Source organism: Rhizobium sp. SRDI943, from assembly GCF_057653695.1.
On record NZ_JBYGKN010000002.1, the window covers coordinates 1,265,350 to 1,279,658 of the forward strand.

General features: G+C 62.3%; 13 protein-coding genes. 7 read left to right on the forward strand and 6 right to left on the reverse strand.

The genetic code is table 11. The annotated features are described in order from the left end of the window. Positions 1–11 precede the first annotated feature (11 nt). The 6 genes from AC245Y_RS30185 to AC245Y_RS30210 form a co-directional block, all read right to left on the reverse strand. Positions 12–1,631, reverse strand: a complete 1,620-nt coding sequence (locus AC245Y_RS30185) for an ABC transporter substrate-binding protein (RefSeq protein ID WP_017996438.1) — start codon at positions 1,629–1,631, stop codon at positions 12–14. A gap of 25 nt (positions 1,632–1,656) precedes the next feature. Beyond that, positions 1,657–2,577 (reverse strand): ABC transporter permease, encoded by a 921-nt coding sequence (locus AC245Y_RS30190; RefSeq protein ID WP_017996437.1) that lies wholly within the window; start codon positions 2,575–2,577, stop codon positions 1,657–1,659. Then, positions 2,577–3,425: an ABC transporter permease gene (locus tag AC245Y_RS30195; RefSeq protein WP_017996436.1), complete on the reverse strand. Its 849-nt coding sequence runs from the start codon at positions 3,423–3,425 to the stop codon at positions 2,577–2,579. Before AC245Y_RS30195 ends, AC245Y_RS30190 begins: the two co-directional genes overlap by 1 nt. Continuing rightward, positions 3,425–4,006: an ANTAR domain-containing response regulator gene (locus AC245Y_RS30200; protein ID WP_017996435.1), complete on the reverse strand. Its 582-nt coding sequence runs from the start codon at positions 4,004–4,006 to the stop codon at positions 3,425–3,427. Before AC245Y_RS30200 ends, AC245Y_RS30195 begins: the two co-directional genes overlap by 1 nt. Further along, complete coding sequence (locus AC245Y_RS30205; RefSeq protein WP_017996434.1) at positions 4,003–5,136, reverse strand: transporter substrate-binding protein; 1,134 nt, start codon at positions 5,134–5,136, stop codon at positions 4,003–4,005. The genes AC245Y_RS30200 and AC245Y_RS30205 overlap by 4 nt, the downstream gene beginning before the upstream one ends. A 224-nt stretch (positions 5,137–5,360) precedes the next feature. Then, complete coding sequence (locus AC245Y_RS30210; protein ID WP_017996433.1) at positions 5,361–5,945, reverse strand: DUF1349 domain-containing protein; 585 nt, start codon at positions 5,943–5,945, stop codon at positions 5,361–5,363. Between the two features lie 228 nt (positions 5,946–6,173). On the opposite strand from AC245Y_RS30210, the gene AC245Y_RS30215 reads away from it, so the two are divergent. From AC245Y_RS30215 to AC245Y_RS30245, 7 genes are all read left to right on the forward strand, one after another. Next, positions 6,174–7,700: an ABC transporter substrate-binding protein gene (locus tag AC245Y_RS30215; RefSeq protein WP_026157606.1), complete on the forward strand. Its 1,527-nt coding sequence runs from the start codon at positions 6,174–6,176 to the stop codon at positions 7,698–7,700. Between the two features lie 80 nt (positions 7,701–7,780). Further along, positions 7,781–8,722, forward strand: coding sequence for an ABC transporter permease (locus AC245Y_RS30220; protein ID WP_026157605.1), 942 nt, complete (start codon positions 7,781–7,783; stop codon positions 8,720–8,722). Next, a complete protein-coding gene (locus AC245Y_RS30225) occupies positions 8,722–9,591 on the forward strand; it encodes an ABC transporter permease (protein ID WP_017996430.1) in 870 nt (289 codons plus the stop codon). Before AC245Y_RS30220 ends, AC245Y_RS30225 begins: the two co-directional genes overlap by 1 nt. A gap of 50 nt (positions 9,592–9,641) precedes the next feature. Then, positions 9,642–10,154, forward strand: a complete 513-nt coding sequence (locus tag AC245Y_RS30230; protein WP_017996429.1) for a RidA family protein — start codon at positions 9,642–9,644, stop codon at positions 10,152–10,154. Between the two features lie 68 nt (positions 10,155–10,222). Further along, a complete protein-coding gene (locus AC245Y_RS30235) occupies positions 10,223–11,419 on the forward strand; it encodes an aminotransferase class V-fold PLP-dependent enzyme (protein ID WP_017996428.1) in 1,197 nt (398 codons plus the stop codon). A 32-nt stretch (positions 11,420–11,451) separates the two neighbouring features. Beyond that, positions 11,452–13,287, forward strand: a complete 1,836-nt coding sequence (locus AC245Y_RS30240; protein WP_017996427.1) for an ABC transporter ATP-binding protein — start codon at positions 11,452–11,454, stop codon at positions 13,285–13,287. Between the two features lie 202 nt (positions 13,288–13,489). After that, positions 13,490–14,308, forward strand: coding sequence for a bifunctional allantoicase/(S)-ureidoglycine aminohydrolase (locus AC245Y_RS30245; RefSeq protein WP_017996426.1), 819 nt, complete (start codon positions 13,490–13,492; stop codon positions 14,306–14,308). The last annotated feature ends 1 nt before the right edge of the window (position 14,309 follow it).

Sequence of the window (14,309 nt, forward strand, 5' to 3'; positions counted from 1 at the left end):
TTCTTCAGGGCTTATTGCTTGACGTAGATCGCGTCGTAATTGATGACGCGGGTCGGATCGATGTAGATATTGTCAGCACCGCCCATGCGCAGCGACTTGGCGACGACGCGGCGTTCGTTGATGACGGGAATCCACGGCGCATCGGCCATGATGTCGGTGAAGATCTTGCCCCAGGCGGCGGTGCGCTCGGCTGCCTTTGCCGGATCGGACATGGAGTCGGCGGCAACGGCGCGCTTGTCGAGATCGCCGTTGCAATACCATGACCAGTTCCAGCCGCCCGGAACCGCGCCGGCGCAGCCGAGGATCGGGCCATAGAAGTTGGACGGATCCGGGAAGTCGGCGATCCAGGCCATGCCGCCCGACCAGATCATCGGCGCTTCGCCTTCCGTGCCGCCGGCCGAGATGACGTTTGCCTGGGCGAGCGCCCGGACTTCGGCCTTGACGCCGACGGCGGCCAGGTCCTGCTGGATTGCCTGGGCGATACGCGGCTGCGGATCGGTGTTGGTGGAGTAAAGCACGGTCTCGAAGCCGTCGGGATAGCCGGCTTCGGCAAGCAGCGCCTTGGCCTTCGCCACGTCATAGGCATAGCCGGTGAAGGCCTTGTCGTAGCCCGGCATCAGCGGCGGCAGCGGCTGGTTGGCAGGCGTTGCGCGGCCGTTGAGGATGCGGGTGATGCGGTCCTTGTTGATCGCCATGTTCAGGGCCTGGCGAACCTTGACGTTGTCGAAAGGCTTCACCTTGGTGTTCAGTGTGATGTAGCCGGTGTGCAGCTGTTCGCCGTCGACGATCATCTGTGCGCCTTCGGCCGAATTCTTGATTTCGAGGAACTTTGCCGGCGGAATGCCGTCGCCGGCAATATCGACCTCGCCCTTCTGCAGGCGCAAGAGCGCCACCAGCGGCTCCTGGCCGACCTCGACCTTGAAGCTGTCGATATAGGGAACCCCCTTGACGAAATAATCCTTGTTGCGCTCGAAAACGAGCTGCTGGCCGATCGTCCAGTCCTTCAGGATGAAGGTGCCGGAGCCGACCGGCTTCTTGCCGAAGTCGCCGGCGGCCGCCTCGACGGCTTCCTTCGGCACGACCGAGGCGAAGTTGATGGCAAGCACGTGCAGGAAGGTGGCGTCTGGGCGCGAGAGGTTGAAGATGACGGTGCTATCGTCAGGCGTATCGATGCCGGAGAGCGTCGTCGTCTTGCCGCCGGTTTCATCCTCGAAGCCCTTGATCGCGCCGAAGAAGCCGGCGCCGGGGCCTTGCGTCTTCGGGTCGACGGCGCGTTCGATCGAATATTTCACGTCGGAGGCGACCACCTCGCGGCCGTTCGAGAACTTCACGCCCTTGTGCAGCTTGAAGGTATAGGTCAAGCCGTCGGGCGAAACGGTGAAGCTTTCGGCAAGCGAGGGAACTGGGTTCGGCGTGCCGGGCGTATAGTCCATCAGGCGGGAATAGAGGCTCTTGATCATCGACCAGTTGACCCAGTCGTAGCCGATCGCCGGGTCGAGCGTGGTGATGTCGTCCTTGTAGGTGACGACGATATCGCCGCCCTGCTTGGGCGTTTCATCAGCCATGACGGACAATGGAGCGAGCGCCACCATCGTTGCCATGGTCGTCTGTTGCAGCCAGCGTTTGAACATCTTGGTTCCCCTTCTTTGGTTGCTGTCAGCGTGTGCGGATGCGCGGATCGATGACCGGCGCGACGAGGTCGGCAAGCAGATTGCCGATGATGATGGCAAGTGCCGAGGTCAGCGTGACGCCCATGATGATCGGGATGTCGACCTGCTGGATCGCCTGCCAGGCGAGCTGGCCGATGCCGGGCCAGCCATAGACCGCCTCGACCACGACCACGCCGCCCATGAACTGACCGATATCGATGCCGATCATGGCGATGATCGGCAGTACGGCGTTGGGCAGTGCGTGGCGCAGGATGACGCGTCTCGAGGAAAGGCCCTTGGCGCGCGCCGTGCGGACATAATCCTGGTTCAGCACGTCGATCATCGACGAGCGCACCATGCGGGCGTACCAGCCGGCGCCGCAGATGCCGAGTGTGACAGCAGGCAGGACGAGATGCGAGAAGCTGCCGTAGCCACTCATCGGAAACCAGCCGAGCGTTGCCGCCAGCAGATAGAGCAGCAGCAGGGCGACGAGGAATTGCGGTGCGGAGGTGCCGACAAAGGAGGCCATCATCACCAGCCGGTCGATGAAGCCGCCGCGGCGCACGGCGGCGATGGTGCCGAGCGTCAGGCCAAGCACCACCTCGACGAAGATGCCGGCAAGCATCAGCGTCAGTGTTGCCGGCAGTCGCGCGGCAATCAGCGTCCAGACATCGGTTTTCTGCGCATAGGAGCGGCCGAGATTGCCATGCAGCAGATTGCCGAGATAGGTGCCGAACTGGACCAGCAGCGGCTGGTCGAGGCCGAGCTCATGGCGGATGTTGGCGACCGTCTGGGCCGTGGCGCTGCGGCCGGCGATCATGCGGGCCGGGTCGGCCGGAAGGGCGTAGAGCAGCACGAAGGTGATCGCCGCGACACCGAGCAGGATTAGAGCCGCCTGCGCCAGCCTGCGGAGCATGAGTGACGCCATCAGCCCCTCCCGCGCTGGGTCGGGTCGAGAATGTCGCGCAGCGCGTCGCCGACCAGATTGAAGGAAAGCGCCGTCAGAAGGATGATCGCGCCCGGAATGAAGACCAGCCAGGGGGCGGCCTGGAAATAGCTCTGGCTCTCGAAGATGATATTGCCCCAGGAGGGCTGCGGTGGCTGGACGCCGACGCCGAGGAAGGAGAGTGTGGCCTCGAGCAGCACGGTGGTGGCGATGCCGAGCGTGCCCCAGACGATTGCCGTCGGCACAAGATGCGGCAGGATATGCATGAAGAGCACGCGCATATGGCCGGCGCCGAGCGAGCGCTCGGCCATGATGAAATCGCGCTCCACCAGGCCGCGAGTCTCGGTATAGACGATGCGGGCGACCTGCACCCAGTTGACCAGCGCGATCACCATGGCGACGATCCAGAGACTCGGCTTCAGCAATGCGGCGAGCACGATGGCGAGCAGCAGCGCCGGAAAGGCCATCATCAGATCGGTGAAGCGCATCAGGATGTTGCCCGGCAGTCCGCGGAGATAACCGGCGACGATGCCGACGAAGAGGCCGATCGCCACCGCGATGCCGTTGGCGACAAGGCCAATGATCAGCGAGGTGCGGGCGCCGAAAAGCAGGCGCGAGAAGAGGTCGCGGCCGAGCGTGTCGGTGCCCAGCAGATAGGGCCCGCCCGGCGGTAGCGGCGCGCCTTCGAGCGACAGGCCGTCAAACATCTGCTCGTCTGGACTGAACGGCGCGATCCACGGCGCAGCAATCGCGAGCCCGATGACGAGCGTGACGACGATCAGGCCGAAGAGAGCCGTCGGCTGGCGGATCATCTGTTTCAAGACATGCATCAGCCGGCCTCCGGCAGGGGTTCGGCACCCGCCAGGATGAAGGCTGATATCTGCTCCATCGGCAGGCGGCGGCGCATGGCGCAATTGCGCAGGATTGCGTAAGCGCTCTCCTCGTCGATGCCGTGTGCGGCCTGAAGCTTTTCGACGGCGGCATGAACGAGCGGCCGCAGCCGGACGCGCTCTTCAAGATATTGCAGTTTTTCCGCCGTCGCCTTGCGCTCCTGATGAATGGAGACGGCCATGACAAGCGCTGGATAGACGGCCGATGTGGCGATCGGCTTGGCGATGATCGCGCCGGCACCCTGTCCGAGTGCCCAGGCGATGCGGCCGGGGGCTTCCGAACCAAGCAAGGCGACGACGGGGCAAGCAGGCGTTTCGCCGTTCCAGGGCAGCAGATCGTCCCAACCCTGGTCGGCATCGACGATGACGAGATCGGGCAGTGCCGCAGCCGAGAGCGGCGCCCATTGCAGCGTTGCATGGATGCCGAGCAGGCGAAGCTGGCGGATCAGCTTTTCGGTGTTGCCGTCCTCGCGATGCAGGACCATCGCCTGCCAGCCGGTGAAATTGGGTGTCTCTCTCATGACACCACCCTTAGCCGTGGAAAGGCCTGGCGGTTGCGGCCGGTCAGATAGGGGTCGGCGGCGAGCGGCGGCCGTGAGGCGACGACATCGAAGCCGTTGTCGGCGTTGATCCGGCCGAGATGGAAGGGCAGGGCGGCATGATTGGTCTCCCGGTCGATCGAAAGCGCGCCGAACAGGGTCGGCCAGGATCTATTGTAGAGCTCGCGCCGGACGGCGTCGGGCTCGTCACCGCCGGCAGCGACGATCGCGTCGACGCAGAGCCGGACGGCCGTATAGGCGCTGGCAAAGACGCTGGAGACACGACGCTCGGCGCCGTGACGCTCGGTGACACGGGCCTTGAAGGCGGCATTTTCGGGGGTCGTGATACTGTCGAAATAGGAAGCGGCGCAAAGCTGGCCGGCAGCAGCGCCGGCGGCGATATCGTCGAGCTCGCATTCCATCAGGTCGCAGCTCACGACCGGGCAGTTTTCCGCGCGGAAGGCCGGGTCGCGATCACCGAGGGCCTTGATCGCCTCCAGGAAGGCGTAGCTCGAGGGGCCGATCAGATTGTTGAGGATGAAGCTCGGGCGGCGTTGTGCGATCTCGGCGACAATGCGCTCGACGGCGGTCTCCTCAAGCGGAAGATAGCGTTCGCCAAGTATTTCGCCGCCGGCATTGGTAATCAGTTCGCGGGCGAGCCGGTTCATCTCCCAGCCCCAGACATAGTTGGCGCCGACGAGATAGGGCCTTGCGCCGAAACGCGGGATCAGGTGCTCGAAAAGCGGCAGCAGATGCTGGTTCGGGCAGCCGCCGACATAGATGACGTTCTCGTTGGCCTCGAAACCTTCATAGGGGCACATGTACCAGAGCAGGCCGTCATGTTTCTCGACGAGCGGGATGACTTCCTTGCGTGCCGCAGAGGTGATCGTTCCGACGATATGGCGGCAGCCGGCGCGCAGAAGATGGCGCGCGCCATCGAGATAGGCGGCAAGATCGGCATGCGGATCGAAGAAGACGGGTTCGATCGCCAGCCCTTCGACGCCAGCATATTCGGCCATCGCGAAATCGGCGCCGTCGCGCGCGTCGCGGCCCATCGAGCCGTAAGGCCCGGTGGTCGAATAGAGGATGCCGATTTTCAGCGCGTCATTCATGAGGTGACCACATCAAAAACCCCACGACGCTGGTCCCATCGAGCGATGAGGCGTCATGGGGCGAAACTGCCCAGAGACTATCGGAGTCATGTCAATGCGGCAGGCCTTTTGCCTAATCCGCAGGCTTGAGTAAAATACAGGCAGCTTGTCTTTGTCAAGTGTGCTGCGCTGCACTCGCGGTCATTTGATCTTGGTCTCTCGGTAGAGCCGCAAAGAACGCTCTTCTAGCTCAAATCATGCAGATCCTTGGCAGTCGCCGGCCCAATCGAGAATTCGCAAAAGCGGACTGCCAATCCGCTGCGCTCCGGCGTGCAGGCCGTGGGTCCGACCTCGTAGTGATCGGCAGCCGGGAAGGGGGCGAGCCGCAGCAGCGGCCAGAAACTGCCATCGCGCGAAGCCTGGATGCGCATCGCGCCATTGGCGACGGTGACGCGGATATAGAAATCCTCGAGTTCCTTGAAAGGCTGGGCCACGGACCAGTCGGACCTGCCATCGGTGACGACGGTGCTGAGGAAGGGTTCGCCGTCGGTGAACTCGACGCCCGTCTTCACCCAGCGTTTTTCGTCGATGCGCACCATCAGGCCTGCCTGGTCGTAGAGCGTGCGGAATTCGCCCTGAACGCGGATTTGCGCAGTGAAGCCGTCGGCCGTGGGAAAGGCGAGGAAATGGCCGCTGTCGCGGGTGAAGCCGTAATGGGTCTCCCGCCAGAAATCGGTTTTTTCGTCGGTCGTCAGGGTGAGGCCGGCGTCGGTCGCCTGCCATTGAGCCGGCTCGTTCAGCCATTTGCCGTCGTTGAAATCGATGCTCATCCTGTTCTCCCGTTCCGTTGAAAGTCTCACCGCAGGGCGATTGGCTCATCTTGGCATAATGCCCGGTCTTGTTGCAGGCTGGCGCAGCCGAAGATTGTGTGTTTTTCCGGCGTCCCGATATCCGCCGAGGGCATAATCCGTCGCTCGTGCTTGACAGGATCGATCCATCTCCTATTCTGTTACAAAAAGATGAGTTACATAATTGTGGAACTAAACGGGAGACCTCACATGAAAACACTGGTCGCATTCCTTCTTGGCACTGCGCTCGTCGCCCTGCCTTCGACACTTCTTGCCCAGGAAAAAGGCGGCGTCATCAATGTCGCGACGATCGGCGAGCCGCCGACGCTCGATCCGATGTCGTCGACGGCCGATCTGGTCGGCATCGTCACGCAGCACATTTTCGAAACGCTCTACACCTTCGACAAGAGCTGGAACGTTACGCCGCTTCTCGCCGAAAGCCTGCCAGAGATCAGCGCCGACGGCAAAACCTATACGATCAAGCTCAGGACCGGCATCAAGTTCCACGACAATACCGATATGACCTCGGAAGATGTCGTCGCCTCGCTTGGCCGCTGGATGAAGATCGCCTCGCGCGGCAAGCAGGTGGCCGGCTTCATCGATAAGGTCACCGCCGTCGATCCGGCAACCGTCACGATCACGCTGAAGCAGCCCTATGCGCCGCTGACCTCGCTGCTCGCCTTCAACAATTCGGCCGCCATCATCATCCCATCCGAGAAGCAGGACGAGCCGATGAAGGACTTCATCGGCACCGGTCCCTACATGCTGAAGGAGCGCAAGGCCGACCAGTATATCCAGCTTGTCCGCTTCGATGGCTACAAGTCACGTGAAGGCGACAGCGATGGCTATGGCGGCGCCCGCCACCAGTATCTCGATGAGATCCGCTTCGTGCCGGTGCCGGATCCGAACACCCGCGTCGAGGCTGCCGTTTCCGGCCAGTACGACTACGTCGACTCGATCCCGGTTGAATCCTACGACAAGCTGAAGGCCTCCACCGCCTCGCAGCCGATCATCCTGAAGCCCTTCGGTTATCCCGTCTTCGTCTTCAATACGAAGGAAGGTATTGCTGGGAATGTCGAGGTCCGAAAGGCGATCCGCCAGGCGCTCAGCATGGAAGACATGCTGGCCGCGGCTTTCGGCAGCACGGATTTCTACGCGCTCGACGGCGCCATCTATCCAAAGACCTTTGCCTGGTCGACGGATGCCGGCGTCGAGGGCGCCTATAACGCCGCCGATCCGGAAGGGGCTGCCGCCGCCGCCAAGAAGGCCGGCTACAACGGCGAACCGATCCGTATCCTGACCAGCCGCCAGTATGAGTTCCACTATAAGATGGCGCAGGTCGCCGCCGAATATCTGAAGCTTGCCGGCTTCACTGTCGATATGCAGGTTGTGGACTGGGCGACGCTGACGCAGCGCCGCACCGATCCGAAGCTCTGGGATATCTACATCACCCATAGCCCCTTCCTGCCGGAGCCTGCCCTGATCGGCTCGCTCTCGACCAGCTCGCCGGGCTGGTGGGATACGCCGGCCCGCAAGGCTGCCGTCGATGCCTTCACCTCGGAAGTCGATCCGAAGAAGCGCGTGGCGCTCTGGGCCGATGTTCAGAAGGCGATCTATGCCGACGCACCCTTCATGAAGATCGGCGACTTCAACGCCGTTTCGGCGGAATCGACCAAGCTCGAAGGCGTCGATCCGGCTCCGTGGCCGTATTTCTGGAATGCTTCGATCAAGAAGTAAGCATCGCCACCGATACCGGCTATCCCTGGTCGGTATCGGTCTTCTTTTTCGTAGCATCTGCAAGGGTTTGCCAGGTATTCATGATACGCTACATCCTCCAGCGCCTGTTCGGCATGATCGTCGTGATGTTTCTCGTCGTCACGATCGTCTTCGTCATCGTGCGCGTGACCCCGGGAGATCCGGCCGCCGTCATGCTCGGGCCGGATGCGACGCCGCAGGATATTGCCGACCTCAGGGCTCGCCTCGGCCTCGATCAGTCGCTAGGCCTGCAATATGTCTATTATATCGGCCAGATGCTGAGAGGTGATCTCGGCCAGTCGATCTTCCTCAACATGCCGGTCACCTCGGCCTTGCTCGACCGGGCCGAGCCGACCTTCTTCCTGACTTTGTTTTCGCTCGCAATCGCCAGCATCATCGCCCTGCCGATCGGCATCTATGCCGCTTATCGGCGCGGCTCCTTCATCGATCAGACGGCAACGACGCTCGCGATGTTTGCCGCCAGCATTCCGAGCTTTTGGCTCGGCCTGATCCTGATGCAGTTCTTCGCCGTCAGGCTCAATCTCTTCCCGGTCTCGGGTTATGGCGGTCCGGGCTCGACCTTCTTCGAGCGCATGTATCACCTGACGCTGCCTGCCTTTGCGCTCGGCATCGTCTCCTCGGCGCTGATCCTGCGTTTCACCCGCGCGTCGATGCTCGATGTGCTCGGCGACGATTATATCCGTACCGCCCGCGCCAAGGGATTGATCGAGCGACGGGTGATCCTCAAGCACGCGCTGAAGAATGCGCTGATCCCGATCCTGACGGTGATCGGCCTGACGGCAGCGGTGCTGATTTCAGGCGCCGTCGTCACCGAGACCGTGTTCGGCCTGCCTGGTGTCGGCAATCTCGTCGTCTCCGCGGTTCTGCGCCGCGACTATCCCGTCATCCAGGGGGCGCTGCTCGTCATCGCCGCTCTCTACGTGCTGATCAATTTTGCGATCGACATGCTCTATCTGTTGATCGATCCGAGGGTGCGCTACTGATGGCCGATATCGCAATCAAGCCCGTCGAAGGTGAGGGCAGCAAATTCGCCAGGCGCCTGCTGAAACGCAAGACGGTCGCCTGCGGCCTGCTGATCCTGACGATCTTCGTGCTTCTGGCGGTCTTTGCACCTGTTGTCGCGCCCTATTCGCCGTCGAAGCTTTCCATCGTCAACCGGCTGAAGCCGCCGAGCGGCATGTTCTTCTTCGGCACCGACGAGTTCGGCCGCGACGTCTTTTCGCGTACGATCTTCGCCGGCCGCCTGTCGCTGCTCGTCGGTGTTGCGGTCGTGACCTTGTCAGCCGTGATCGGCGTGACGCTCGGTCTGCTTGCCGGCTTCTTCCAGAAGCTCGATACGCCGATCGCCCGGCTGATCGATGCGATGATGGCGTTTCCCGATATTCTGCTGGCGATTGCGCTCGTCGCCGCCCTCGGGCCGTCGTTGACGACTGTGATCATCGCGCTGTCGATCGTCTATGCGCCACGCCTTGCCCGGATCGTGCGCGCTTCGACGCTGGTCATTCGTGAACTCCCCTATGTCGAGGCGGCGAGGGCGCTCGGCATCTCGACCTTCCATATCATGACGCGGCATGTCCTGCGCAATCTGCTGTCGCCGATCCTCGTGCAGGCGACGTTCCTCTTTGCCAGCGCGATGCTTGCCGAAGCCGGCCTGTCCTTCCTCGGCCTCGGCGTCAGCCCCGAAATCCCGACCTGGGGAACGATGATCGCCGCCGGCCGGCAGTATATCGGCCAGGCCGACTGGATGACGCTGTTTCCGGGTGTCGCCATCATCCTCTCCGTGCTGTCGCTGCAGATGGTCGGCGATGGCCTTAGGGACATGCTCGATCCAAGACTGCGCAAGGATCTTTAATCCGCCGACCAAGCGTCGGCCCAATCGAAATTCGCCAAATCGAAAATTGCATGACAGGAGTTTGCGTGAATCAGTTTCCCACCGCCGCCGGCAAGGTCGAGAACTCGCCTTACGAACGGCTTGCCGCCCTCGGCATTGCGCTGCCGCCGCCGCCGCCGCCGATCGCCAATTTCGTCACGCACGTAATCGAAGGCAATATGCTCTACCTCTCCGGCCAGGGACCGCGTGAGGCCGACGGTTTCATGCATGCCGGCAAGGTCGGCGGTGGAGTCAGTATCGACGAGGCCTACGGCCATGCGCGGCTGACGGGCATCAACCTGCTTGCCGTCATGCAGGATGCGCTTGGCGATCTCGCCCGGGTCAAGCGGGTGGTGAAATTGCTCGGCATGGTCAATGCCGTGCCTGAGTTCGAAGATCATCCGAGCGTCATTAACGGCTGCTCGGATCTGCTGATTGAAGTCTTCGGGCCGGCCGGCGAACATGCCCGCTCGGCCGTCGGCTTCGGCTCGCTGCCCGGCAACATCACCGTCGAGATCGAGGCAATCGTCGCCTTGCACGGCTGACGGGAACTCGACACACTTGATCGACCGCCCCATGTTTCGTTTTTCGACCCAGAATCCTGGAGATCTCCATGTCCACTGATATCCGCCCGTCGCTTGGCCTTCGCCCTGTCATCAATGTATCGGGCACGATGACCAGCCTCGGCGCCTCGATCGTCGTTCCAGAAGCGATCAGCGCGATGGCATCGATCCTGCCGCATTTCGTCGAGATCAACGACCTGCAGCGCAAGGCAAGCGGCGTCATCGGCCGGCTGACCGGCGGCGAGGCGGGCTTCGTCACCGCCTCCTGCTCGGCCGGCATTTCGCTGGCTGTTGCCGGCGCGATCACCGGCAACAATCTGCTGGCGATCGAGAGGTTGCCGGATGTCGTGCCGGAGAAGAACGAAGTGCTGGTGCAGATGGGCCATGTGGTCAGCTACGGCGCCCCGGTCGACCAGGCGATCCGACTTGCCGGCGGCAAGGTCGTGCTTGTCGGGCAAGCGACATCAACGCATCGCTTCCACATGGAAAACGCCATCACCGACAAGACCGCGGCTGCCGTCTATGTCGTCTCCCACCATGTCGTCGATTACGGCCTTTTGAACCTCAAGGAATTCGTCGAGATCGCCCATGCCAAGGGCGTGCCCGTCATCGTCGATGCCGCCTCGGAATATGATCTCAGGATTTTCCTGGAGCAGGGGGCCGATATCGCCCTTTACTCCGGCCACAAATTCCTCGGCGGTCCGACTTCGGGCATCGTTGCCGGCAGGAAGGAGCTGGTGCGCCATGCCTTCCTGCAGAATATGGGCATCGGCCGCGGCATGAAGGTCGGCAAGGAGAGCATCTTCGGCGTCATGGCGGCACTCGAAGCCTGGGAAAACCGTGACCATGCCGGCATCCGGGAACGCGAGACCGGCTATCTCAACTTGTGGAAGCGCACGCTCGACGGCCGCCCTGGCCTTACCGCGCTGATCGAGCCCGATCCGACCCACAATCCGCTCGAGCGGCTGCGCCTGATCATCGATCCCGAGCAAGCCCATATCACCGCCTGGGATCTGGCCGATGCGCTTGCCAAGGGCAGCCCGCCGATCATCGTGCGCGATCATGAGGTGGAGCACCGCTATTTTTATCTCGACCCCTGCAACCTGCACCCCGGCGAGGAGACGGTCGTCGCGGAGCGCCTGGCGCAGGAACTCGACAAGGCGCGCGCGTCCAATGAGATCATCGCAACGCCGATCGAGAACCGTAGCAGGCACCGCTTCGACGGTGCGCTGCGCTGGCCGGATTGAATCGCCGCTTACCTGTCGCAAGAGGAACCACCATGGCAAGTGCCCAAACCCAACCGATCCAGACGACGACCGACGTTCTTTCCGTCGAAGGTCTGACGACATCCTTCATGGTGGACGGCGTCTGGAAACCGGTCGTGCGCGATGTGTCTTTCACGGTGGCGCCAGCGGAAACGGTGGCGATTGTCGGCGAATCCGGCTCGGGCAAGAGCGTCACCTCGCTCTCGATCATGCGGCTGCTGCAGGCGGATACGAGCCGTGTCGAGGGCCGCGTCATGCTCGGCGGACGCGACCTTCTGGCCTTGCCGGAAAATGCCATGCGGCAGGTTCGCGGCAACGAGGTGGCGATGATCTTCCAGGAGCCGATGACATCGCTCAATCCGCTCTTCACCATCGGCGACCAGATTTCCGAAGCGCTGCTCTGCCATTCCGACATGAGCAAAACCGATGCGAAGGCGGAGACGATCCGGCTCTTGGAAAAGGTCCGCATCCCCTCGGCCGCCTCGCGCTTCGGCGAATATCCGCACCGTTTTTCCGGCGGCATGCGCCAGCGGGTGATGATCGCCATGGCGCTCGCCAGCCGGCCGAAACTGCTGATCGCCGACGAGCCGACGACGGCGCTCGACGTCACCATCCAGGGCCAGATCCTCGATCTCATCAAGATGCTGCAGGACGAGGAGGGAACCTCCGTTCTGTTCATCACCCATGACATGGGTGTCGTCGCCGAGATCGCCGACAGGACGGTGGTGATGTATCGCGGCGAACAGGTGGAAAGCGGCGCCACCGCCGATATCTTCCACCGCGGCAAACATCCCTATACCAGAGCGCTACTATCCGCCGTGCCGGTGCTCGGCTCGATGCAGGGCAGGCAAAGGCCGCTGCGCTTTCCCGTGGTCAACACCGCAACGGGTGAATCCGACATTCCCGTCGAGGTCACCGATACGGTGGCAGCGACGCCGGTCCTGCAGGTGAAGAACCTCACCAAGCGTTTCGATATTCATTCCGGTCTGTTCGGCCGGCTGACCAGCCGGGTGCACGCAGTGGAAAACGTTTCCTTCGACCTTCATGCCGGCGAGACGCTGTCGCTCGTCGGCGAATCCGGCTGCGGCAAATCGACGACCGGCCGCGCCATCATGCGGCTCATTGAGCCGCAGGCCGGTTCCGTTCTCGTCGAGGGCAGGGAGGTGCTCGGCCTCGACAGGAAGGATCTGCGCGAGATGCGCAAATCCGTGCAGATGATCTTCCAGGATCCCTTTGCCAGCCTCAATCCGCGCATGACGGTCGGTGCTGCGATCGCCGAACCCTATCTCGAACACAGGATGGGCAATTCGAAACAGGCAAAAGACGTCGTCGCCGATCTGCTGGTGAAGGTCGGTCTGTCGGCGGATATGGCAGCGCGCTACCCGCATGAATTTTCCGGCGGCCAGCGCCAGCGCATCTGCATTGCGCGCGCGCTTGCCTTGCAGCCGAAGGTCATCGTCGCCGACGAAAGCGTCTCGGCGCTCGACGTCTCGATCAAGGCGCAAGTCATCAACCTGATGCTCGACCTGCAGCAGAGCCTCAACCTTGCCTTCCTGTTCATCTCGCACGATATGGCGGTGGTCGAGCGCGTCAGCCACCGGGTGGCGGTGATGTATCTCGGCGAGATCGTCGAGATCGGCCCGCGGGCCGCGGTCTTCGAAAATCCGCAACATCCCTATACGAAGAAACTCATTGCGGCAGTGCCCGTGCCGGATCCGGACCGTCGCCACGAAAAGCGGATGGTGGCGAATGACGAGATCAAGAGCCCGATGCGCCCGGTCGATTATCAGCCCGCGAGCACGTCTTATCGCGAAGTCGGGCCGGGCCATCTGGTCATGGCCGATCGGTAAGCCATAACGCGCCCGTCTTTTCGTGACGCCTGAAGATCGCGCTGTAACATCCTGAATTGCTGTCTAGTTTATCCTGAGGCCTGGTCCGATTTCAGGAATTATGCAGTCCGTCAGTTGGCTCCGCTCGGCCCATTGGGAGTTGCCTAACGTGCAAACGGCGCATAAAGCAGATGCATAACCAAATGCCGCGAAGCCTGGACCGATGAACAGAGATTATTATTCCAAACTCGGCGGATTGCCGCCGCAAACCGAGCTGCTTTCCAGCAAGGCCGTCTTCACCACAGCCTATGCGGTTATCCCACGCAGCGTCATGACGGATATTGTCACCAGCGTCCTTCCGCATTGGACGGGGACACGGGCATGGGTTCTCTCCCGGCCGCTCTCCGGCTTCTCCGAGACCTTCTCGCAATATGTCATGGAAATTCAGCCGGGCGGCGGAAGCGACCGGCCAGAGCCCGACAAGCGGGCGGAAGCGGTCCTGTTCGTCGTCGAAGGCGAGATGACAGTGGAACTCGAAGGCGTCAGCCATGCGCTTCGCGCCGGTTCCTTCGCCTATATTCCGGCGGGTTCCGTCTGGCGCCTGAAAAACGGCGGCTCGACTGCGGCAAAATTCCACTGGATTCGAAAGGCATTTCAGGAGGTCGAGGGGCTGGAGCCGCCGCCGGCGATTGTCACGCATGAGGACCAGCACCCAATCTCGGCAATGCCCGATACCGATGGACGCTGGGGGACGACCCGGTTCATCGATCCGGCCGATGTCCGCTACGACATGCACGTGAATATCGTGACTCTGGAGCCGGGCGCCGTGATCCCCTTCATGGAAACCCATGTCATGGAGCATGGTCTCTATGTGCTGGAGGGCAAAGCCGTTTATCGGCTGAACCAGGATTGGGTCGAGGTCGAGGCCGGCGACTTCATGTGGCTGCGCTCCTTCTGCCCGCAGGCATGTTACGCCGGTGGCCCCGGCCGGTTCCGCTACCTGCTCTACAAGGACGTCAACCGTCACATGACGCTCTGGTAGG